Source organism: Pseudonocardia sp. CA-142604 (assembly GCF_050948475.1).
GTDB classification, from domain to species: domain Bacteria; phylum Actinomycetota; class Actinomycetes; order Mycobacteriales; family Pseudonocardiaceae; genus Pseudonocardia; species Pseudonocardia alaniniphila.
The window spans coordinates 3,020,609-3,042,189 of record NZ_CP192045.1 but is presented as its reverse complement, the minus strand read 5'-3'; the positions used below and the strand labels follow the sequence as shown (position 1 = coordinate 3,042,189).

The window sequence follows — 21,581 nt, the reverse complement described above, 5'->3', positions numbered from 1 at the left end:
GGCCTGTTGCCGCGATGGGTCAGCTGGCGACGCCTTCGCCGAGGTAGGCCTCCTGCACGCGGGGGTCGGCGAGGAGTTCGGCACCGGTGCCCGACAGCGTGGTGCGGCCCAGGTCGATCACGTAGGCCTGGTCGGACAACGCCAGCGCGGCGAGGGCGTTCTGCTCGACCAGCAGCACGGTGGTGCCCTCGGCCTGCAGGTCCCGCACCGTCGCGAAGATCTTCTGCGTCATGATCGGCGAGAGGCCCATCGAGGGCTCGTCCAACATCAACAGCTTCGGCCGCGACATCAGCGCCCGCCCGATCGCCAGCATCTGCTGCTCTCCACCCGAGAACAGCCCTGCCTTGTTGGCACGCCGCTCCCCGAGCACCGGGAACAGTGTGTAGATGCGGTCCAGGTCCTGCGCGATGCCCGCCTCGTCGCGGCGGGTGTAGGCGCCGAGGAGCAGGTTCTCCTCCACCGTCATCCGCGCGAACAGCCGCCGCCCCTCCGGGCTGTGCGCAACACCCCGGGCCAGGATCTCGTGCGCAGGCAACCGATGGATCGGCTCGCCGTCGAGCAGGATCTCCCCCGACTCCGGGCGCAACAATCCGGAGATGGTGCGCAGGGTGGTGGTCTTGCCTGCTCCGTTGCTGCCGATCAGCGAGACGATCTGGCCGCGCTCCAGGGAGAAGGACACCCCCCGCACCGCCTGGATCGCCCCGTAGGCCACGGTGAGATCACGAACCTCGAGAAAACTCACTACTGCTCCCCACGGTGGAGTTGGGCCTCGACCTCGTCCGGCGGCGCCCCTAGGTACGCCTCCACCACCCGCGGGTCGCCGCGGACCTCGTCGGGCGAGCCCTCGACCAGCAGCTCGCCCTGAACAAGCACCAGGACCCGGTCGCACAGGGTGAAGATGAACTTGGTGTCGTGTTCGATCACCACCACTGATACACCCAGATCCCGGATCGCGAAGATCAACTGCCGGGTCGCCTCGGTCTCCTGCGCGTTCATCCCGGCCGTCGGCTCGTCGAGCAGCAGCACCGACGGGTCCGTGGCCAGCGCACGGGCGATCTCCAGGCGGCGCTGATCGCCGTAGGGAAGGTTGCGGGCGAGCTCGTCGGAGAACCGCGTGAGCCCGACGAAGTCGAGCAGCTTCTCCGTGCGCTCCGCCGCCTCGGCCTCGCTGCGGCGGAACCCCGGGCCGTGCAGCAGCGACGACAACGGGTTCTGCCGCATCCGCACGTGCCGCCCGACCAGCACGTTCTCCTGCGCGGTCATGCTCGGGAACAGCCGGATGTTCTGGAACGTGCGGGCGACGCCCTGTTCGGTGACCTTGGCCGGGTCCTGCGGCAGCGTCGTGCCCCGCATCGACACCGAGCCCGACGTGGGTGCGTAGAGGCCGGTGAGGCAGTTGAACAGGGTGGTCTTGCCTGCGCCGTTCGGCCCGATCAGCCCGATGATCTCGCCCTCGGCGAGACCGAACGACACGTCGTTCAGCGCCCGGAGGCCGCCGAACTGCATCGTCACCCCGTCGGCCTGCAGGATGACCGGCTCGGACTTGGCATGCCGCGGTGTGGACCTCGTCATCGACTCGGTCATGACGAACCCGCCTTCGTGTTCCCGCTGCCCGCGGTGGTTATCGGCCCCGTCACAGGTTCGCTCTCCGGCGCCAACTCGGCCCGGCGGTGCCGGTCGGGCACCAGCCCCTGGGGCCGGAAACGCATGATCAGAATCAGGGCGATGCCGAACAGCAGCAGCCGGTAGTCGGAGAACTCGCGCAGCTTCTCCGGCAGGACGAACAGAATCGACGCCCCGAGAACCGCGCCGGGGATCGTGCCCATGCCTCCGAGGATGACAGCGGCCAGCAGCGTGACCGACTCCAGGAACCGGAAGCTCTCGTAGGACACGGTGGCGGTCTTGTGGGCGAAGAACGCGCCCGCGAAGCCGGCGAGCGTCGCGCCGATGAGGAACGCGAGGATCTTGATCGGCCCGGTGCGGATGCCCATCGCCCGGGCAGCGTCCTCGTCCTCCCGGATCGCGATCCAGGCCCGGCCCAGCCGCGAGTTCTTCAGGTTCGCGAACACCAGCATGACCGCGGCCACGATCAACACGATCAGCACGTAGTACAAGACGCCGGGCGCCAACCGCAACCCGCCGATCTGCACCGCGTCGTTGAAGTCGGTGCCGAACAACGACACCGGCGGAATCCCCGGGATCGCGTTCGACCCACCGGTCAAGCCACCGATGTTGTTCTGCGCGCTGCGTACGAAGATCTCGCCGAACGCCAGCGTCACGATCGCCAGGTAGTCACCGCGCACACGCAACGTGGGGGATCCGACGATCGCTCCGAAGATGCCTGCGACCACCGCCGAGATCACCATCACGAGCGGGAACGGCAGCTGGATCCCGATCTGCGACGCGGCAGCGCCCGAGAAGTTCGCGGCGACGAACGCTCCGATACCCAGGAACGCCACGTACCCCAGGTCCAGCAGCCCGGCGAGGCCGACCACGATGTTCAGCCCGATCGCCGTGGCCGCGTAGACGCCGATGTTCGCCGCCACGGTCATCCAGTACTCGCTGCCGGCCCCGGTCAGGGGAAGGAGCAACGCGGCGGCGAGCAGCACGATCACGCTGAACACGCGGTGCCGTTCGGACACCGTCCCGATCCAGGTGAGCAGCCCGGAGGCGTGCAGTGCCCCCAGCAGCCCGCCCACTGCCCCGAGGAAGGACAGGAACACGGCCCCGGCGTAGACGTTCGCGGCGCTGCCCTGGCCACCGCTGGTGAGCACCGCCGACACGAGCAGGAGCAGCAGCGCGTAGGTGACCAGAAGGATCAGCCACTCGAGGTAGCGGTTGAACCGCCACTTCCACACCGGTACGGGCGTCAGCCCGCCCGCGGTGGCGCCGAGGACGAGCAGCACACCGCCGATCAGCGCCACGACCGCGCCGAACGCGACCCCGTCGGCGGCGGTGATCGCGCCGAGGCCGCCGCCTTCCACCGCGATGTAGAGGCCGTTGACCACGGCGACCGCGACAACACCCCAGCCGACGGCGCGCAGGATGCGCTCCCGCCCGGGCACCGCGACCAGTGCGATCACGATCGCGGCGATCCCGAACAGGACCAGGTGCAGCCGGAAGCCGGTGACGGCGAACGGGGCGGAGAAGAACTCCAGGGTCGACTTCTCCGGATACGGACCCTCGTTCAGTACGAACGTGGCCCACGGCAGCAGCGCGCCGACAAGGGTGAGCAACCCGCCGGCGATCCGCAGCGCGGTGGTGTAGCGCGCGAGCGGGGCGAGCCGGGAGTTCGGTGAAGGTGGAGGCATGGCGGGGGCAGGCGGAGGCTTCTCGAGAGTGGTCATGCCCGCACCCGTTCCGTCTCCCCGAAGAAGCCCTGCGGCCGGAACACCAACACCGCGATCAGCACCACGAAGATCCACACGTAGTCGTACGCAGATCCGCCGGGCAGGTACTGGCCACCGAGCGACTTGATCAGCCCGATCGCCAGACCGCCGACGACCGCGCCGCGGACGCTGCCGATCCCGCCCAGCACCGCCGCGGTGAACGCGAAGATGCCGTTCTGGAAGCCCATGTCGATGTTGATGTTGTTGAGGTAACCGCCGTAGAGCACGCCGCCGATACCGGCCAGCGCAGCGCCGAGGACGAACGTCAGAACGATGACGCGGTCGGGGTCGATGCCCATCAGCCGGGCGATGTCACGGTCCTGGGACGTGGCACGCATCGCGCGCCCCATCCGCGACCGGTCGATGAACAGCTGGAGCCCGATCGCCAGTGTCAGCGACACCACGATCAGCAGGAGTCCGGAGTACTTGATCGGGACGCCGTCACCGATCGGGATCATCCAGGTACCCGGAACGAAGATGTTGGGGAACGGGATCGCCGCTGTGGCGCCCGGGTAGAAGACGCGAACCGCCTCCTGCAATGCCACCGAGACACCGAGTGCGGTGATCAGCGGGGCCAACCGGGGCGCGTTGCGCAGCGGCCGGTAGGCGAACCGTTCCATCGCAATCGCCACGCAGACCGCGACAGCGGCACCTGCGATCAACAACAGCGGCAACGCCAGGTACCACTGCTGCTGCACGAACGTGGGGAGCAGATAGGTGAACATGGCCAGGCCGCCATAGGCGCCGACCATGAAGATCTCACCGTGCGCAAAATTGATCAACTGAATGATCCCGTAGACCATCGTGTAACCCAGTGCGATCAGCCCGATCAGGGAGCCGAGCACCAGGCCGTTGACGATCTGGGACAACAGCGTGGACAGCAAACGGGTGGTCCCTCCACGTGAGCCGGGGGCGGAGTGTTGCCCCGCCCCCAGCTTGTCGTGCCGATATGAATGTGGGTCAGCCCGTGAAGCTGCCGGTGGACCCCTCGACCGGCGCGAAGTTGTCGCCCTCGACCGTGTACACCGTCAGCACCTTGTTGGTGGTGTCGCCGTACTGGTCGAAGGAGATCGGCCCGCCGGCACCGTCGATCTGGGTGTCCTGCACGGCCTTCACGATGTCGGCCCGCTTGGCCTCGCTGTAGTCGCCGTTGCCGAGCGCCTTGGCGAGCGCGGCGATGATCACGTTGGTGGAGTCGTAGGTGAAGGCGCCGTAGGCGCTGAACTCCTCCGGGTAGTTCGCGGCGTCGTAGTCCTTGATGAACTGCTGCGCGCTGGGCAGAGAGGCGGCCGGCGCGCCGACGTTGGTGGCGAGGTCACCTGCACGCCCACCGAGCGCGACGAACTGCGCGTCCACGATGCCGTCGCCGCCCATCAGCGGGACATTGAGGCCGGCGGCCGCGAGCTGCGCCGACAGCGGTCCCGCCACCGGGTACTCACCGCCGTAGTAGACGGCGTCCGGGTTGAGCGCGCGGATCCGCGTGATCACGCCGGAGAAGTCGGTGTCGCGCTCGCCGACCTTCTCGCGGGCGACGACCTTGGCCCCCAGCTTGGTGGCCTGCTGCGAGAACTGCTCCGCAAGGCCCGAACCGTAGGTCTTGCCGTCGTCGATCACCGCGATGTTCTTCTTGCCCGCGGTCTGCACCAGGTAGTTCGCCGCGAACGGGCCCTGGATGAGGTCGGTGGTGGCGACCCGGAAGTAGTTGTCGAACTGCCGGCTGGGCGCGGTGGCGGCGTTCTCACCCATGGTCAGCGCCGGCCCGGTGTTGGCAGGCGAGATCATCGGGATGTCGCGCTCACTGAGGATCGGCTGCACCACCTGCGCGGTGGACGAGTTCAGCGTGCCGACCACACCGACGACGCTGGGGTCCGAGGCCAGCTTCGTGGCGGCCTGGCCCGCGATCTGCGGGGTGGCCTGGTCATCCTCCGGCTGGAACGCCAGCTGGTAGCCCGGCACGGTGCACTTCTGGTTGGCCTGGTCCACGGCGAGGTCGGCCGAGTTCTTCATACCGAGACCGAGAGCGGACAAGCCACCCGAGAGGGGCGCGATCATTCCGATGATCAGCGTGCCCTTGCTCGTGTCGCAGGCCGCCCCGCCACCGGTACCCGTCGCTTCCTCGCGGTTCGTTCCACAAGCCGTGAGCCCGAGAGCCCCGGCGAGGATCGCGGCGGTGACGATTGTCCGCCTCCGAGTCATGCTTTTTGTCCTTCCGTACTGCGCGATGTGCCCCAGGCGAGCCCACGCCCGTGACTCCCGGTTGCCGGGAGACGTCGCGGACGGTAAAGGACAGCCTGAGACGGCGTCACCATCCGCGCCATGTCCTTTACCGGACCGCAATGTGATAGCGCGGATCGTGACGATCGTGCAGCAGAGGGTGTATCAGGACTTCGGGGCGGCAAGTCCTTCCACGACGGCCTCGGCAACGGCCTTCATCGTGGTGCGGCGATCCATCGCGGTGCGCTGGATCCAACGGAACGCTTCGGGCTCCGACATGCCCTGGCGGGTCATCAGCAGCCCCTTCGCGCGGTCGACGACCTTGCGGGTCTCGAGCCGCTCGGTGAGCGTGGCGACCTCGTCCTCCAGCGCACGCTTCTCGGCGAACCGGGAGACGGCCAGCTCGATGGCCGGCACGAGCTCGTGGCGCGCGAACGGCTTGACGAGGTAAGCCATGGCGCCGGCGTCGCGCGCCTGCTCGATGAGGTCGCGCTGGCTGAACGCTGTGAGCATGACCACAGGGGCGATCCGCTCCTCGACGATGGACGCCGCGGCCGTGATGCCGTCGACCTTGGGCATCTTGACGTCCATGATCACGAGATCCGGGTGCAGCTCGCGCGCCAGAATGACGGCCTGCTCGCCGTCGCCCGCCTCGCCCGCGATGACGTAGCCCTCCTCGGTGAGCATCTCGGCGAGGTCGAGGCGGATCAACGCCTCGTCCTCCACCACGAGCACCCGCAGACCGACGCCCGGGGCGGACTCGCCCGCGGACGTGTCCTGCTCTGAAACCTGCTGCGCCACGAGGCTTGTCTCCTTTGCCGGAGGGTCTGACCAGAAGCCTTCAGGGTACCGGCCGGTCACGGAACAAGGCTGTGATCTCGGCGGACACAGGACAGGGGCGGGCCGGGAGCGTCCGACGGCTCCGGCTACGATCTCCTCACGAACCTGCCCCCGTAGCCCAATTAGCCGAGGCGAGGGATTTGAGTCCCGTCCAGGAGGCGCCAGCTACGATCAGCTCACCAACATGCCCCCGTAGCCCAATTGGCAGAGGCGACGGATTCAAGTCCCGTTCAGTGTGCGTTCGAGTCGCACCGGGGGCACAGAGCGTCGGCACCACCGGTCGTGGTGCCGCTCAGGCCGGGCGGCGGCCGATCTGCAGCAGCGGCGGCGCGGGCCCGTCCCGGCCTGCCGATGCGCAGGGCGAGGCCGCACCGGCCTGCTGCACGAGATTCAGCGCGGAACATGCCTGACAGCGCGCGCAACCCGCCACGGCGGTGTCCGCCCCGAGCCCGCGTTCGCTGAGGAACGCGGCGACCTTGCGGTAGATCGGCTCCGTGTACTCACGCGACGGCGCGGGCAGGTCCGCCATGAGCGAGCCGGCGACCGGCCGGAACGGCACGACGAACGGGTACACCCCGATGTCCACCGCACGCTTGCACATCTCGACGGTGAGCTCCGGGTCCTCTCCCATGCCGAGGATGACGTAGGTGGAGACCCGTCCCTCGCCGAAGAGCTGCACGGCACGTTCCCAGGTGCGGAAGTACGTCTCGATGCCGGTGCGGAACTTGCCGGGGGCGACGCGCTGCAGCACTGCCGGGTCGAACGTCTCGACGTGGATGCCCACCGAGTCGACCCCGGTGTCGTGGACCTGGTCGAGGATCTCCAGGCGGCGGGGTGGCTCGAACTGCACCTCGACCGGCAGCCCGGTCGCCTCCTTCACCGCCTGCGCGCACCGGGAGACGTAGAGCGCACCCCGGTCGGGCGCTGCGGACGAGCCGGTGGTCAGGGTCGCGTCGACCGCTCCGTCGAGCTCCTTCGCCGCGACGGCGACCTCGGCGAGCATCTCCGGTGTCTTCTTCGCGATCGTGCGGCCTGCGTCGAGGGAGAGCTCGATGCCGCAGAAGCCGCACTGGTCGCTGGTGCCCCAGTAGTTGCAGACCTGCACGACGGTGGAGGCCAGCGAGTCCAGGTGCAGGAGTGCGATCTGGTGGTACGGGATCCCCTCGGCGGTGGTCAGGTCGTAGAACCGCGGACGGCTGGTTCCGGACACGGACGCGAGCTTGACGCCGTCGCGGTAGATGCTCTGCCCGTCGTCGTCGGCGAGGAGCCGGTAGGGCGAGGTCAGGTTCGGGGGCACCGTCACGGGCACGCCCTCGATCCACAACATTCCGGAGTCCGAGGGCCCCGCCCCACCTTTGCGGGTCGTCTCGAGCTCCGTGTCGATCCGCAGGCCGACCGCCTGTAGATCCATGATCAGCTGGGCCACACCCGCGATGTCGGTCGGCTCGGTCCGGCCCGACGCCGCGTCGTTCGGAGCTTCGACCATCTTTCTACTATAGTAGAAACATGCCCGGTCACACATCGTGGACAACGGGAGAGCCTGCGCAGGATCGCCATCGATGAGCCGCGCCGAGGACCGCCGGGAGGCACTGCGATGACGGAGCTGACCCTTCCCGACACGATCGCGGTGGTGAACATCGGGCTGCCGATGTTCGGCGATGCGATCCGTGACCAGGATCGGCCGGTCCAGCAGGTCGACTGGCGGATCCCCGCCGGTGGTGACCCCACAGCGGTCCGCGCCCTGACACTGCTGAACGGCACGCATGCCGACACGATCGACACCGCCAACCGCGAGGTCGTCCGCCGGCTGGACGAGGGCTCTCCCCAGCTGGTCCGGATGGCGACGATCGGGGACGTCCCCGGCTACACCGGCCGCACCCTGCTGCACTGCGGACCGCCGATCGCCTACGAGCAGGCCTGCGACCCGCTGCAACGGTCCATGCGCGCGGCCACCGTGGCGGAAGGCTGGGCCGCCGACGTCGCCGGGGCCCACGCCCTGCTCGAGCGCGGGGAGATCGCACTCGACGCCGCCAACCATCACGACACCGTCGTCCCGATGGCGAGCGCGGTCGGCCCGTCCCAGCCGGTGTTCGTCGTGACGAACGCCGAAGGCGGCACGCAGGCCTTCTCCCCCGTCAACCAGGGACCCGGAGAGGTCCCCTGGTTCGGCCGCGACACGGACACCGCGATCGCGCGGCTCCGTTTCCTCGCCGACGTCGCCGGGCCGGCACTCGCCACGATCCTGTCGACCGCGGGCCCCCTCGACGTCCTCGCGATGGCGAGCCAGGGCATCACGATGGGGGACGACCTCCACATGCGCACACAGGCCGCCACCAACCTGCTGACCCGCACCTGGCTGCCGCACATCGCCGCACTCCCCGACGGGCTGCGCGAGCCGTTCGCCGGCTTCCTGTCCGGTAACCACCTGTTCTTCCTCAACCTCGCGATGGCCGCGGCCAAGTCGTTGCAACTGCATGCGGAGCAGGTGCAGGGGTCGAGCATCGTCACCACGATGTCGCGCAACGGGACGACGTTCGGGATCAAGCTCGCGGGGTCGGCGCAGTGGCACATCTGCGAGGCACCGCCGGTGGGAGAGGCGCTGTACTACTCCGGGTTCGGCCCCGAGACGAGTGCGCGTGACATCGGCGACAGCGCGGTGCTGGAGTTGACCGGAATGGGCGGACCGGCGGCGGGCGGTTCGGCGGCCGCCGCAGCGTTCCTCGGCGGGAGCATGGCCGACGCGGCCGCCGCGACCGAGGGGTTCCGGATGATCTGCGCAGGCACGAGCAGCCGGTTCACCCTGCCCCCCATGGAGTTCGCCGGCACCCCGCTGGGGGTCGACGTGCGTCGCGTCGTGGAGACCGGGGTGACCCCGAAGATCACCACCGGCATCCTGCACGCGAGCGCGGGGACCGGTCAGGTCGGAGCGGGCGTCGCCACCGCACCTCTGGACTGCTTCACCGACGCCCTGTTCGACCTCGCGGAGCGGCTCGCCGACTGACGAGCACCCCCATACACTATGGTAAAAATCCTTCCTGCATCGTGACGAGAGGAGCCCTCATGGACGGCCTCGCCGACATGGGTGGAACCGACGGCTGGGGAGCCGCCATGGTGCCCGCGCGCGACGAGCCGGTCTTCGGCGAGCCGTGGGAGGGACGTGCCTTCGCACTGACGCTCCTCACGATCGGCCGGGTCTCGGGCCGCAACATCGACGCCTTCCGGCACGCGCTGGAGCGTCTCGACCGCCACGCATACCTCGACGACGGCTACTACGGGCGCTGGCTCAACGCCGCCGAGCTCATGCTCGTCGACAGTGCGATCCTCGCCCCGGGCGCGGTCGACGCCCGCGCCCGCGAGATCCGTGGCGAGCAGGTCGAGGAACCCGCGGTGCCCGAGCCCGCGAAGCCCGACTACTCCGCAACCGGCCCCGGTTCACTGCGCGAGGTGCCCGAGCCACCGCGCTTCGCCCCGGGAGACCGGGTACGGGCCCGCAACATCTCCCCCGCAGGCCACACGAGGCTGGCGGGGTACGTGCGCGGGCACGTCGGCACCGTCGAGGTCGTGCAGCCCGGCCACGTGCTGCCCGACACCAACGCCCACTTCCAGGGGGAGAACCCTCAGCACGTCTTCACCGTCCGCTTCGATTCGCGCGAGCTGTGGGGCGAGCAGGCCGAGCCCTTCGGCGTCACGATCGAGCTCTTCGACAGCTACCTGGAGCCCGCCTCATGACCACGTCCGCCGAGCGCCTTCCCCCGTCCCTTCGCACCGAGGCCCTCGAGCAACTGCTCACCGAACGAGGTCTCGTCACCACGGACGTGATGGACGGCTTCATCGCCAACTACGAGAAGAACGTCGGCCCGCTCAACGGTGCCAAGGTCGTCGCGAAAGCCTGGACCGACCCGGAGTACAAGGAGCGCCTGCTCGCCGACGGCACCGCCGCGATCAAGGAGCTGGGGTTCGGCGGGCCGCAGGGCGAGCACATCGTGGTCGTCGAGAACACGCCGACCCGCCACAACGTGACGGTCTGCACGCTCTGCTCGTGCTATCCCTGGCCGGTGCTGGGGCTGCCACCGTCCTGGTACAAGGACCCCGCCTATCGGGCGCGGATGGTGCGCGAGCCGCGCGTGGTGCTCTCGGAGATGGGCCTCGACCTCGCCGACGACGTCGAGATCACCGTGCACGACTCGAGTTCCGAGGTGCGCTGGCTCGTCCTGCCGGAGCGCCCGGCGGGCATCGAACAGCTCTCCGAGGAGGAGTTGGTGCCTCTCATCACCCGCGACGCCATGGTCGGCGTGGCCAAGGTGATGGCTCCGTGACCACCGCACCGCTGCCCTACGACGGCCCGGCCGCGCCGCCCCGGTCCAACGGCGAGCTCGTTTTCTCCCAGCCGTGGGAGTCACGCGCGTTCGGCATGGTGGTCACCCTGCACGACACCGGTGCCTTCGAGTGGCCGGTGTTCCAGTCGGCGCTCATCCGGCGGATCGCCGCGTGGGAAGCCGAGCATCCGGACGACGTGGGGTGGAGCTACTACGAGCACTGGCTCGGAGCCCTGGAGGACGTCCTCGGCGCCGATGGCACCATCACCGCGGAGGAGGTCGACTCCCGAGCCGAGGAGCTCGGCGCGCGGCCTGCCGGTTACGACCACGCGCCGTCGTCCGCGGGCCACGGCCACGGGCACGGGCACGGGCACTGACGACACCGGCGACCGTCCGCGGCCCGGGCTCGTCGTGTGCGGTGCCCTGACTCAGCCCCCGACCGGAGCGCACATCTCCTCGTAGACGGCCCGGTGGCGCGCCGCGCTGGCCGCCCAGGTGTAGCGCGGCAGCACCACCCTGCCGCCGTCGACCAGCCGTCGCCGCAATGCGTCGTCGACGACCAGTCGTTCCATCGCCGTCGCGATCGCGGCAGGGTCCCCGGCCCGCGGCAGGAGCGCGCTGACCCCGTCGACCAGGTACTCCTGGAAGACCGGCAGGTCGGAGGCGATCACGGGGATCCCGGCGGACATGGCCTCCAGCACCACGAGGCCCCATCCCTCCTTGACCGACGGGAAGCAGAGAGCGTCGGCGGTGTGGTACCAGCCCGCGAGGTCGGCGTCGGACACCGTGCCCAGCAGAATGACGTCCTCGCCGAGCGTCAGCCCCAGTGCGGACAGCGACGCCAACGCGGCGTCCCGATAGGCCGTGTAGTCCTGGAACGAGTGGCCGCCGACGATGGCGAGCGAGGCGACCGGGCCACGCTGCCGCTTGAGCATCGCCAGGGCCTCGAACGCGTGCCGGGTGCCCTTACGGGGCTCGATCCCGCCGACGCCGAGGAACAGGAAGCGACCGTCGGGGATCCGGCCGCGCAGCTCGGCCCGGCGCTGCGGTGCGGGAGCCGGGAATCGGCCGGCGTCCACGCCGTTCGGCACCACGGTGGCGCAGCGCCCGTAGTCGTCCAGCAGGATCCGGCGCCACTGCTCGCTCACGACGAGCACGCGGTCGGGTTCGGCGATCGCAGCACGCTGGCAGTCGATGAGGGCCCGGGTGGTGAAGTCGTCGACGTGGTGGACGGTCCGCACCACGGTCACCGGCGCCCCGGCGTCGCGCACCCGGGCGGCGGCACGCGCGGCGATGCAGTCCTGCGCGTGCAGGATGTCGAACCCGCCTGCCAGTTCCTGGAGCCCCTTCTCCAAGGTGTCGATGGCGGCGAAGACCCGGTCCTCGAGCGATGTCCCCGCATGGGACGGACCCGGGAGGACCGTGTGTGGCACCGCGGTGCCCAGCGGCAGGCCCGCCGCCGGGTCGCCCAGCGCCACGAGATGGACCTCGACCCCGTCCCGGTGCAGTGCCTCGGCGAGACCGACCGTGTGGATGAACCCCCCGCGAGGCTTCACCGAGTGCGTGACCAGCGCGACGCGCGCGCTCACCGCACGCCCTCGCTGCGCTCGGTCGACGCTTCGCGAAGGCGCTGTGACAATGACTCGCTCGCAAGCTCGCTCACCGCACTCCCTCACCACGCTCGGCCGACGCTTCGCCAAGGCGCCGCGACAATGACTCGCTCGCAAGCTCGCTCACCGCACTCCCTCACCACGCTCGGCCGACGCTTCGCCAAGGCGCCGCGACAATGACTCGCTCGCAAGCTCGCTCACCGCACTCCCTCACCACGCTCGGCCGACGCTTCGCCAAGGCGCCGCGACAATGACTCGCTCGCAAGCTCGCTCATCGGGGCCTTCTCGGCGAGCGCGGGCTCGCGGCGGGCGAGCGCGGCAGCCGCGAGCGACGCGCGCGCGGCCGTCTCGGTCACAAGGCATCCGGCCCGCCGGAAGGCTTCCCGCTGGCGGTCGAGTCCCTGCGGGTCCTGGTCGGTGCCCAGCACGTACACCACGATGCAGGGGCCGCCGGCGGCGATGATCTCCGCGCAGACCGGGGCCAGCTCGGCGGCGGGGTCCGGATGGGCGCCGTGCCCGAGCACGACGTCGAGCACGATCGCGGCCACCGTGGGGTCCGCCCCCTGCTCGCGGAGCAGCTCGATCCGCGCCTGCGGATCGATCATGGGGTGCGGCCGCCCCTTCGTGTACTCCTCCTCGCCGAGGTCGAGGCAGGTGTGCGCCTGCTCGGGCGCAGGCAGGCCGAGCTCCGGACGCAGCGGGGTGTTGGAGTAGACGTCGCCGAGGACGTCGGCGAGCACGACGAGCGACTCGTAGCAGAGCGTCCCGCCGGAGAAGAGCCCGCGCACGAGGGTTCTCCGGCCGGGCAGATCGGCCGCCGCCGCGCGAACCTTCTCCGCCAGCCCGTGCGAGACGTCGGGCTCCCGCCCGCCCATCAGACGCACCGCCGACACGGCGCCCGCCTCGAGCGTCCGCGTGACCGTCACGTCCGGCGGCGCCTTCACGTCGTCCTGGACGCCGATCAGTGCCGCGACGAGCGGCTTTCCGGTGGCTGCCGCCACGACCTCGCGAGCCACCTCGGCATCAGGCGGCTTCGACACGAGCAGGATGGCGTCGGTGGCCTCGTCGGCCACGAGGGCGCGCACAGCCGCGATCGCCATGCGGCCGCCGACCCGCGCGCTCAGATCACGCCCGCCGAGGCCGATCACATGGGCGACCCCGACGCCCCAGCGGTCGAGCAACGCGGCGGCCTCCTGGGCGCCGGTGCCCGCGGCCGCGACGACGGCCACGCGTCCTGGGCGAACGACGTTGGCGAAACCGAGGCAGGTCTGCCCGAGCATCGCCGTGCCGGCGCCGGGGCCCATCACGAGCAGGCCCAGATCCCGCGCGCGGTCCTTGAGGACGAGCTCGTCCTCGACGGAGACGTTGTCGCTGAACAGAAGGACGTGCAGTCCGGCCGACAGTGCCTTGTGGGCTTCCAGGGCTGCATAGTCGCCGGGCACGGACACGATCGCGACGCTGGTCGCGGGCTGGCGCCGCAGCGCCTCGTCGAGCGTGCGAGCAGGTAGCTGCCCGACGGCGCCGGAGCCGGCGGGCGCGGCGAAGATCGCCTTCTCCCCGGCCTCCCTGGCGGCGTCCGCCACCTCGTGCGAGACCGCCCGGACCGCGATGACGAGGTCGTTGGCACCACCGGTGGTGAGCGCAGGGTCGTCGAAGCCCTCGCCGCGCAGCGTCTCGACGTTCGCGGGTGTCGCCATCGCCGCACTGGCCCAGTCGACACCGTCCACGGCGAACAGTGCGCGCGTACCCGAGAGTTGGACGATCGAGTCGACGTAGGTCTCCGGGTAGAGCTTCAGAGCGTGGATCATGATGCGGCTCCGAGCCGGGACAGGCTGGGGACGATGCGGGTGCCGGTCGCCCCATGGCCGCCGCCGGGATCGAGCGACGCGCAGACCCGCTCGGGATCGGTGATGATCGCGGTGCCACCCGTGCTGGTGACGAAGCGGATCGCGGCCCGCACCTTCGGGCCCATGCTCCCCTCCGGGAACTGGCCTTCGGAAGCGTGGGCATCGGCTTCGTCGACCGTCATCTCCGCCACGTCACGCGCGTCCGGCGTGCCGAAGTCGAGAACCACCCGCGGCACCCCGGTGACCAGCACCAACGCACGCGCGTTGAGCGCGCTGGCGAGCCGCTCGGCAGCGAGATCCTTGTCGATCACGGCGTCGATCCCCCGCAGGAGGTGCCCGTCCTCGACGACCGGCACCCCACCGCCACCGGCGGCGACGACGACGGATCCGTGGTCGACCAGGCAGCGGATGTCGTCGAGCTCGACGATCCGGCGGGGCTCGGGCGACGCGACCAGCCGCCGGTAGCCGCGGCCCGCGTCCTCGCCGACGGTCCAGCCCATCTCCTGCGCCTGGCGACGCGCGGTCTCCTCGTCGAGGAACGGGCCGATGGGTTTCGTGGGCCGGGCGAACGCCGGATCGTCGGCGTCGACGACGGTGTGGGTGACGACCGAGACGATCCCAGGGAGCCGTCCTCCGCCGACCTCGCGCAGGGCGAGGCTCAGCAGGCTGCCGAGCTGTCCCTCGGTCATCGCGCCGAGACAGAACAGCGGCAGCCCGGGAACCTGGCTCGCGCCCGCGTCCTGCTGGATCGAGAGGTTGCCGATCTGCGGTCCGTTGCCGTGGACGATGACGACGCTCCAGCCCGCGTCCCGCGCACGGCAGACCGAGTCGGCCATGCGCCGGGCGTTCACAGCCTGCTCGGCATGGGTTCCTGCCTCACCGCTGCGTGTTATGGCGTTGCCTCCGAGGGCGACGACGACGGTCTTCCGCATGTGCCCGAAGCCTCCCGGAAGTTGACGACGCTCTCTATAATAGGAGACAGATTTCTCTCATAATAGATAGGCCTGGTAGTTCACCTGGCCCAAGGGAAGGGTGCGAGTAGAATCACAGAGGTGAGTCCGCCCCTGCGGCTCTGCCTGCTCGGCTCCTTCACCGTCGTGGGAGAGGTGGCCGTCACCACGCCCACCGGTAAGGCACGGCGCGTGCTGGCGGTGCTCGCCCAGCGCCGTGGCGAGTTCGTCACCATCGACGCGCTGATCGACGTCCTCTGGGAGGACCGTCCGCCGCCCCGGGCGGAGCGCAACATCGCCGCGCTGATCAGCCGCCTGCGTGCAGCGCTGGGACGCGAGCTCATCGAGGGCTCGGCCGCCGGCTACCGGATGCCCACCGACGCCGCGGCCGTCGACCTGCACGAGGCCGCGGACCTCGTCGACACGGCCGAGTTCGAGTTCGGCCACGGCCGCTTCGCGCTGAGCTCCACCAGCGCCGAGATGGCGGCCAAGCTCCTCGATGCCGACGTGGCGATGGCCGGGGAACGCGAGGACCGCTGGGTGCGGGAGCTGCGGATGTCGGCCGGCACGCTGTTGCGCCGCGCGCGCACGGTGTGGAGCGCGGCCGCGCTGGAGCTGGAGACGTTCAACACCGCGGTTCAGGTCGCCGGTGCGGCACTCCAGGTCGATCCGTTCGACGAGGACGCCTGCCGCACGGTCATGCTCGCCCATCAGCGCGCCGGGCGACCGGGCAGCGCACTGCAGGCGTACCGGTCCCTGCGCGAATCCCTCGCCGAGCACCTGGGCATCGACCCCTCCCCCGCCACTCAGGCACTGCACCTCGCCGTGCTGCGGGCCGACGACAGCCCACTCACGCCGTCCGCGGAGGCGGAGGTCGCGGCCACCACCATCACCGGCCGGTCCGGGGAGCTGGCCCACCTGCGCAGGCTCTGGTCCGCGGCCGCGGCGGGCAGCCCCGCGCTGGCCGTGGTGACGGGCGAGGCGGGCATCGGCAAGAGCGCGCTGGTAGCGGCGCTCGTCGCGGACATCCGACGCACCGGAGCCCTCGTCCTCGAGGCTGCCTGCTTCGAAGCGGAGCGGTCGCTGTACCTGCAGCCGCTGGTCGACCTCGTCCGCTCGGTGATCCAGCGGATCCCGCCCGCGGAGATCCGGGAGCTCGCCGGCAGCAGGTTGGGGACGCTCACCGAGCTCGTGCCGGAGCTGGCCGACCTCGTCACCCCGGTCCCGTACGAGCGCGCGGGACCGGAGGTCGAGCACCGCCGCAGCCTCGACGCCTTCGCCGAGTTCGTCGCCCGCCTGGGAGCACGCCGGCCCGTGCTGCTGATCGTCGAGGACATGCAGCACGCCGGGCAGTCGACCATGGAGGCGTTGCACGTCCTGGCCGGACACTGGCAGGGCAGCCGGACGATGGTCGTGCTGACCGAACGCACCACGGAGACGCCCGTGGTCACCGCGCAGCTGCGCGACGTCGCCACGTGTCTCCGGCTCGGCCCGCTGTCCCGCTCGGACGTCGCGGAGCTGGTGGATCGCTCCGCGCCCGGCAACGACCCGGATGTCATCTGGTCGTGGACCGGGGGCTCGCCGCTGTTCCTCACCGAGGTGCTGCGCCTACCAGCGGGATCGCGGGCACCGGGCGACCCGCCCACGGTGCCGCCGACGCTGCAGGACGCCGTCGCCGCCCGCATCGACCACGTCGGGGACGCCGTGGCCTACCTGCTGTCCCACGGCGCGCTGCTCGGCACCAGCTTCTCCCTCGACGACGTCGCCGCCCTCGGTGGGCTCGACGCGGAGGAGTGCGCCACCCGGGCCGCCCGGGCGATACGGGCGGGGCTGCTCACGACACAGGGCGAGAACTTCCGCTTCGCCAACGACATCGTGCGCCTCGTCGCCTACGAGTCGGTTCCCGAGCCGATCCGGGTCAGCCGCCACCGCCGTGCGGCGCGCCTGCTCGCCGGCCGCCCCGAGGCCGCGGCCCAGCAGCTCACAGCGGCAGGGGACGCGCGCGGCGCAACGGACGCCTGGCTGGAGGCGGCCCGCGCCGCCCACATGTCCTTCGCCCACATCGACGCCGAACGCCTGCTCGACCGGGCCGTCGAAGCTGCCCGGCGCGGTGGCGACGTCGCCCAGCAGATCACCACCCACCTGCGGCGCGGTCAGGTGCGCCGCGACCTCGGCAGGCACGCCGACGCCCACGACGACCACCAGACGGCGCTCGAACTGGCCCGCGAGCTCGGCGACCTCGAACTCGAGGCACGAGCGTTGGAACAGCTGGGCTGGACGGCGTTCTACGCCCGCGACGCGCCCGTCGCCGTCGACTTCGCCGAGCAGGCCACCCATCTCGCCGAGTCCGCTGCGGCCGCACCGGGAGCCGCGCCGAGCGCCACGTTGCTGCTCGGGCGGGTCCGGCACTGGGACGGCGACTACGCCGCGGCGGCCGCGGCGTACGACGACGTCCTCAGCGCCTCTCCCGAGAACGCCATCACGGCGGTCGCGCTCGCCTACCGGGGTGCGCTGCTCCAGCACCAGGACCGGTTCGACGAGGCCAAGAAGGTGCTGGCCAGGGCAGCCGTCCTCTGCAGGCGCAGCGGGGAGTTCCGGCCGCTGCTGCAGACGTTGTTCTTCACGGCGCTGGCGCGCGGCGACTCCGGCGAGTTCGCCGGGGCGCTGCGTGCGCTCGACAGCGCCCGCCGGCTCATCGACGCGGAGAACCTCAGCTTCTACCGGGCCGGGATCGAGACGACGTCGTCGTGGATCTGGCAGGAGCTCGGCGAGGTCGACCGGGCCCGCGAGCACGCGACACTGGGTGTCGAGCTCGCGCACCGGGGAGGCGGCGCGCTGGAGCTGGAGCAGGAGCTGCATGCCCTGCTCGCGGTCGCCGACTGCGATCTCCTCCTCGGCCGCCCCGACGATGCCGCCGCGGCGGTGGAGACGGCCACCCCGATGCTGGAGCGGTCGCTTCCGTTCCGGCCGCGGGCCGCCATGCGGCTGGTGGAGATGCGGGCCCGCTGGGACCGCACGGAGGCGGAGCGGCTGCTGGTGCTGGCCCGCAGCAGCTCCTCGCCGAAGTACGAGGCGCTCGCCCTGAACCACCTGGACAGACCCGACGACGCCGCCGCGCTGGCGGCCGGCACCCGTTCGGATCTGCTGATCGCGCAGCTCGGGAGCCCCGAGGACCGCACCAGAGCCAGGGACCGGATCGCCGCGTCACTGCCGACCGCTCTGCGGCACTCGTTCGTCACGTCGGGCCGGCTCGTCACACCAGCCCGGCCCCTGCGCTGACGCGTTCAAAGCGCGGCACCAGAAAACGCCTTTTCCGCGCGTTATACGCAACAAATGTGCGACATCAACCGGCAATGAATAACTGCCGGTCGGATCACGTTGGCAGCGGAGATCAGGAGTGCCAGAGTCACAGGCATCCAGTTGAGCACCCGTCGGGAGTGGATCGGATGACGTCCTTCGACCTCGATCAGATCGACCACCTCCTCAGCACCACGCGGGCGGTGCGGAAACGCCTCGACTTCGACCGGCCGGTGCCCGACGACGTGTTGCTGCGATTGATCGACCTGGCCGAACAGACGCCGTCCGGCTCCAACCAGGCCAGCAGGCGGTGGGTCGTCGTGCGCGACCCGGCCACCAAGGAGCGCATCGCCCAGCTGTACCGAGAGGCCGGATCGGGCGTGCTCACCGGGTTGGCGGCCGGAGAGGCGGACGAGCGCCGCCGGCGGGTGTTCGACTCCGCGATCCACCTTGCCGAGAACCTGGAGCGGGTGCCTGCCCTGGTCATCGCCACGATCTACGGCACGCACGACGGCAGCGGCAGGCCCGGTCTGTTCGATTCGGTGATCCAGGCGGCGTGGAACTTCTGCCTCGCCGCCCGGGCCCGCGGAATCGGGACCTCGTGGACGACGCTGCACCTGCAGCGCGCGCAGGAGGTGGCCGAACTGCTGGGCATTCCGGACGGCGTCACGCAGATCGTGTTGCTCCCGGTGGCCTATACGACCGGCGGCGATTTCCGGCCCGCTCCCCGACGTCCGGCCGGTGAGATCACATTCTTCGACCAATGGGGATTCACCACGAGCACGGTGCCCGAGCAGCAGCGAACCCATCCCGGCGAGGGACGAGGGGTGAGCCTCGATATCGACGTGCACGCTCCGCCCGAACAACTGTGGCCGCTGGTCAGCGATATCACGCTGCCGTCACGGTTCAGCTCCGAGGCCGCAGGCGCCACATGGGACGAGAATCAGCAACCCGGGCCGGGCGCTCGGTTCCACGGCTCGAACGCTTGCGATGACGCCGGGCACCCGGCGATCAACCAGCTGATGGAAGGCAGGCTGTCCTGGACCACGTCCTGCCAGGTCGAGCGCTGGGAGCCCCCGCACGAGTTCGGCTACTGCGTCGGCGACCCCGAAAGCCCGTCGGCCCGCTGGTCGTTCCGCCTGCAACCGATGCTCGGCGGCACCACCCGAGTCACTCACTCGATGCTGGTCGGGCCCGGAGAATCCGGCACGTCGATCGTCGCCCGACGGAATCCCGAGCAGCTCGAGTCGATCTATGAGGGGCGGCTCCGCTGCATCCGGACGAACATCGCCGCCACCCTCGCCGGCATCAAGGCACTCGCCGAGAACTGAGCGACCTCGGCACCGTACGAACGGCCCACCGATCCGATGGACGCCCCCAGCGCGTCAGCGCAGGGCGATGTCCATCCGGACGTGCGGCTGCCCGACGTAGTCGAACTGATCGCCGACCCGCGTCCACCCCAGGTGCCGGAAGAAGGGCTCATTGGGCTGCTGCACGTAGGCGATCATGACGTGGCCCCCGCGCTCACGGGCCGTCGCGACCGCGAACCGGACGAGCGCCGCGCCGAGGTGGCCTGCCCGGCGGCCGGGGAGCACCGCGAGGCGGTCACCCTTCCACTCGCCCGGGCCACGCTCGTAGAGGCGCACGCTGCCCACAGCATGGTCATCGACGAACCCGAGGACGTGCAGCGTCGCGGGGTCGTCGTCGACGGCATCCCGGTCCGAGCCGGGGAAGAGGCGCTGCTCGTGCACGAACACCGCCTCCCGGATGAGGTGGTGTGCCGTCAGCTCAGCGGGCTCGACAGCGATGCGACAGGTCTCCCGGCCGCGGACCGGCCCCATCCGTCGCGTGTCTTCCCGGACCGTCACGACCCGCCGCCGATCTCGGCCCGGCAGCGCCGGAACCGCTCGATCCACGGCTCACGGCGGGTGAACGAGCCGCCGTCCGGCGAGACGCCCGCCGGCCCGATGACGTCCACCCGGTACGGCTCGGGCGACCACGCGTCGAGAGTCGCCCGCAGCTCGGTGCCCGACGGGATGTGCAGATGCGTACAGCTGCCGACGCCGGTCGTTCCGCCCGTCAGATCCTCGATGCACTCGGGCCCGTTGAGCACGGCCCACTCGCTGCCGATGGCCCGCGCCCGCTCGATCGCGGCTCGGTGGCCGCAGCGGACCTGCTCCGCGATGAGCTCCCGCTCGCGCATCCCGCACGCGACCCCGACGAGCAGCGAGAGCGGTACGGGGCCCGGTGGCGTCTGGCCGGCTTGGGCGACGAAGCCCTCGGGGTCGGCCATCACCTGAGCGAGATCCTCCAGCCCGGCGCGGCGGCGCCCCAGCTCGGCGGCGAGCACCCCGATCGTCTCGACGGCGCGCGCGTAGGAGACGGGGTCGGCGACGAGCGTCGGGAACAGCGACTGTCCGGCGGCACGCCACAGTTCGCGGCGGCGCGCCACTTCGACGGTCGGCTGTTCCCCGTCGGGCGGCGGCGTCACCGTGAACGGGTTCATCTCCTGCTCCTCTGCCTCGCCGACCGGGACCAGCCACAGGCTGCGGCGGGTCCCGGTCCGAACTGGCTGCCGCGGAGCCGCGGCCCGTACGCGGAGCGCGCGGGACCGGGCTACAGCGTCCAGGTCTGCAGGACCAGCGCGCCCTCCCGGCGAGCCGTGAGCTGGCAGTCCAGGACGTCGAGCGGATGGATAGGCTGGACGCCCTCGATCACGTCGGTCTCGCGCATGCCGTACAGAGCCGCCATCGCGAACCGGCAGGCCAGGACCTTGCCGCCCTCCTTCATGAAGGTCTGCAGCTGGTTGTTGTAGGCCATGTGGCCGGGGAAGGCCTCCGCGCCGACGGTCGGGAAACCGCGCGTGGCCGAGGCCATCAGCACGCCGGGCCCGTACAGCACGAGCGTGGTGTCGAAGCCCTTCCGGTTGATGCGGGTGGTGGTCAGCATGTTGACCAGGCCCACCGAGCCCTCGTAGGGAACGGTGTGCATGAAGACGTAGGCCTTCTCGCCCTCGTTGGCCTGGATGTCCTCGAAGAGCTTTTCGTCGTAGTCGACGATGGCGTCGCCCTGGTGGGCACGCTGTCCGACGATCTGGGCCACGGTGTTCTCCTTTTGA

Annotated in this window: 19 protein-coding genes and 1 tRNA gene; 7 read left to right on the top strand and 13 right to left on the bottom strand. The window is 70.6% G+C overall.

Annotated features, from left to right (window positions below):
* Nucleotides 1-19 precede the first annotated feature (19 nt).
* The 6 genes from ACQPZQ_RS13995 to ACQPZQ_RS13970 form a co-directional block, all read right to left on the bottom strand.
* Nucleotides 20-742: an ABC transporter ATP-binding protein gene (locus ACQPZQ_RS13995; RefSeq protein WP_433295721.1), complete on the bottom strand. Its 723-nt coding sequence runs from the start codon at nt 740-742 to the stop codon at nt 20-22.
* Nucleotides 742-1,584: an ABC transporter ATP-binding protein gene (locus tag ACQPZQ_RS13990; RefSeq protein WP_433295719.1), complete on the bottom strand. Its 843-nt coding sequence runs from the start codon at nt 1,582-1,584 to the stop codon at nt 742-744. The genes ACQPZQ_RS13995 and ACQPZQ_RS13990 overlap by 1 nt, the downstream gene beginning before the upstream one ends.
* The gene (locus tag ACQPZQ_RS13985; RefSeq protein WP_433295717.1) at nt 1,581-3,347 is read right to left on the bottom strand and encodes a branched-chain amino acid ABC transporter permease; all 1,767 of its coding nucleotides are present in this window, start codon (nt 3,345-3,347) and stop codon (nt 1,581-1,583) included. The genes ACQPZQ_RS13990 and ACQPZQ_RS13985 overlap by 4 nt, the downstream gene beginning before the upstream one ends.
* Nucleotides 3,344-4,273, bottom strand: a complete 930-nt coding sequence (locus tag ACQPZQ_RS13980) for a branched-chain amino acid ABC transporter permease (RefSeq protein WP_241041229.1) — start codon at nt 4,271-4,273, stop codon at nt 3,344-3,346. The genes ACQPZQ_RS13985 and ACQPZQ_RS13980 overlap by 4 nt, the downstream gene beginning before the upstream one ends.
* A gap of 76 nt (nt 4,274-4,349) precedes the next feature.
* A complete protein-coding gene (locus tag ACQPZQ_RS13975; protein ID WP_433295715.1) occupies nt 4,350-5,585 on the bottom strand; it encodes a branched-chain amino acid ABC transporter substrate-binding protein in 1,236 nt (411 codons plus the stop codon).
* Nucleotides 5,586-5,768: 183 nt separating this feature from the next.
* Complete coding sequence (locus tag ACQPZQ_RS13970; protein ID WP_433295714.1) at nt 5,769-6,404, bottom strand: ANTAR domain-containing response regulator; 636 nt, start codon at nt 6,402-6,404, stop codon at nt 5,769-5,771.
* 225 nt (nt 6,405-6,629) lie between these two features.
* On the opposite strand from ACQPZQ_RS13970, the gene ACQPZQ_RS13965 reads away from it, so the two are divergent.
* Nucleotides 6,630-6,703 (top strand) — tRNA-Leu (locus ACQPZQ_RS13965).
* A 32-nt stretch (nt 6,704-6,735) separates the two neighbouring features.
* On the opposite strand, the gene ACQPZQ_RS13960 is transcribed toward ACQPZQ_RS13965, so the two are convergent.
* Nucleotides 6,736-7,929 carry an MSMEG_0568 family radical SAM protein gene (locus ACQPZQ_RS13960; protein WP_433295712.1) on the bottom strand — a complete coding sequence of 398 codons (1,194 nt, stop codon included), beginning with the start codon at nt 7,927-7,929 and terminating at the stop codon, nt 6,736-6,738.
* A gap of 108 nt (nt 7,930-8,037) precedes the next feature.
* On the opposite strand from ACQPZQ_RS13960, the gene ACQPZQ_RS13955 reads away from it, so the two are divergent.
* From ACQPZQ_RS13955 to ACQPZQ_RS13940, 4 genes are read left to right on the top strand one after another with little or no spacing between them, the layout of a single operon-like run.
* The gene (locus tag ACQPZQ_RS13955; RefSeq protein ID WP_433295710.1) at nt 8,038-9,444 is read left to right on the top strand and encodes an oxamate carbamoyltransferase subunit AllG family protein; all 1,407 of its coding nucleotides are present in this window, start codon (nt 8,038-8,040) and stop codon (nt 9,442-9,444) included.
* 59 nt (nt 9,445-9,503) lie between these two features.
* A complete protein-coding gene (gene nthB / locus ACQPZQ_RS13950) occupies nt 9,504-10,172 on the top strand; it encodes a nitrile hydratase subunit beta (RefSeq protein WP_433295708.1) in 669 nt (222 codons plus the stop codon).
* Nucleotides 10,169-10,759, top strand: a complete 591-nt coding sequence (gene nthA / locus ACQPZQ_RS13945; RefSeq protein ID WP_433295706.1) for a nitrile hydratase subunit alpha — start codon at nt 10,169-10,171, stop codon at nt 10,757-10,759. Before nthB ends, nthA begins: the two co-directional genes overlap by 4 nt.
* Nucleotides 10,756-11,136 carry a nitrile hydratase accessory protein gene (locus tag ACQPZQ_RS13940; RefSeq protein WP_433295704.1) on the top strand — a complete coding sequence of 127 codons (381 nt, stop codon included), beginning with the start codon at nt 10,756-10,758 and terminating at the stop codon, nt 11,134-11,136. Before nthA ends, ACQPZQ_RS13940 begins: the two co-directional genes overlap by 4 nt.
* A 51-nt stretch (nt 11,137-11,187) precedes the next feature.
* On the opposite strand, the gene ACQPZQ_RS13935 is transcribed toward ACQPZQ_RS13940, so the two are convergent.
* From ACQPZQ_RS13935 to ACQPZQ_RS13925, 3 genes are all read right to left on the bottom strand, one after another.
* The gene (locus ACQPZQ_RS13935; RefSeq protein ID WP_433295702.1) at nt 11,188-12,348 is read right to left on the bottom strand and encodes an MSMEG_0565 family glycosyltransferase; all 1,161 of its coding nucleotides are present in this window, start codon (nt 12,346-12,348) and stop codon (nt 11,188-11,190) included.
* A gap of 218 nt (nt 12,349-12,566) precedes the next feature.
* A complete protein-coding gene (locus ACQPZQ_RS13930; protein WP_433295700.1) occupies nt 12,567-14,177 on the bottom strand; it encodes a protein FdrA in 1,611 nt (536 codons plus the stop codon).
* Nucleotides 14,174-15,148, bottom strand: a complete 975-nt coding sequence (locus ACQPZQ_RS13925; protein ID WP_433295698.1) for a carbamate kinase — start codon at nt 15,146-15,148, stop codon at nt 14,174-14,176. The genes ACQPZQ_RS13930 and ACQPZQ_RS13925 overlap by 4 nt, the downstream gene beginning before the upstream one ends.
* A gap of 120 nt (nt 15,149-15,268) precedes the next feature.
* On the opposite strand from ACQPZQ_RS13925, the gene ACQPZQ_RS13920 reads away from it, so the two are divergent.
* On the top strand, nt 15,269-18,445 hold the full coding sequence (locus ACQPZQ_RS13920; RefSeq protein ID WP_433295696.1) for an ATP-binding protein: 3,177 nt from the start codon (nt 15,269-15,271) through the stop codon (nt 18,443-18,445).
* A gap of 167 nt (nt 18,446-18,612) precedes the next feature.
* Nucleotides 18,613-19,794, top strand: a complete 1,182-nt coding sequence (locus ACQPZQ_RS13915; protein WP_433295694.1) for a nitroreductase family protein — start codon at nt 18,613-18,615, stop codon at nt 19,792-19,794.
* A 54-nt stretch (nt 19,795-19,848) separates the two neighbouring features.
* Here ACQPZQ_RS13915 and ACQPZQ_RS13910 read toward each other — a convergent pair whose 3' ends face one another.
* From ACQPZQ_RS13910 to ACQPZQ_RS13900, 3 genes are all read right to left on the bottom strand, one after another.
* Complete coding sequence (locus ACQPZQ_RS13910; RefSeq protein ID WP_433295692.1) at nt 19,849-20,331, bottom strand: MSMEG_0567/Sll0786 family nitrogen starvation N-acetyltransferase; 483 nt, start codon at nt 20,329-20,331, stop codon at nt 19,849-19,851.
* Nucleotides 20,328-20,969, bottom strand: a complete 642-nt coding sequence (locus tag ACQPZQ_RS13905; protein WP_433295690.1) for a hypothetical protein — start codon at nt 20,967-20,969, stop codon at nt 20,328-20,330. The genes ACQPZQ_RS13910 and ACQPZQ_RS13905 overlap by 4 nt, the downstream gene beginning before the upstream one ends.
* 110 nt (nt 20,970-21,079) lie before the next feature.
* Nucleotides 21,080-21,565 (bottom strand): MSMEG_0572/Sll0783 family nitrogen starvation response protein, encoded by a 486-nt coding sequence (locus tag ACQPZQ_RS13900; RefSeq protein ID WP_433295688.1) that lies wholly within the window; start codon nt 21,563-21,565, stop codon nt 21,080-21,082.
* Nucleotides 21,566-21,581 lie beyond the last annotated feature (16 nt).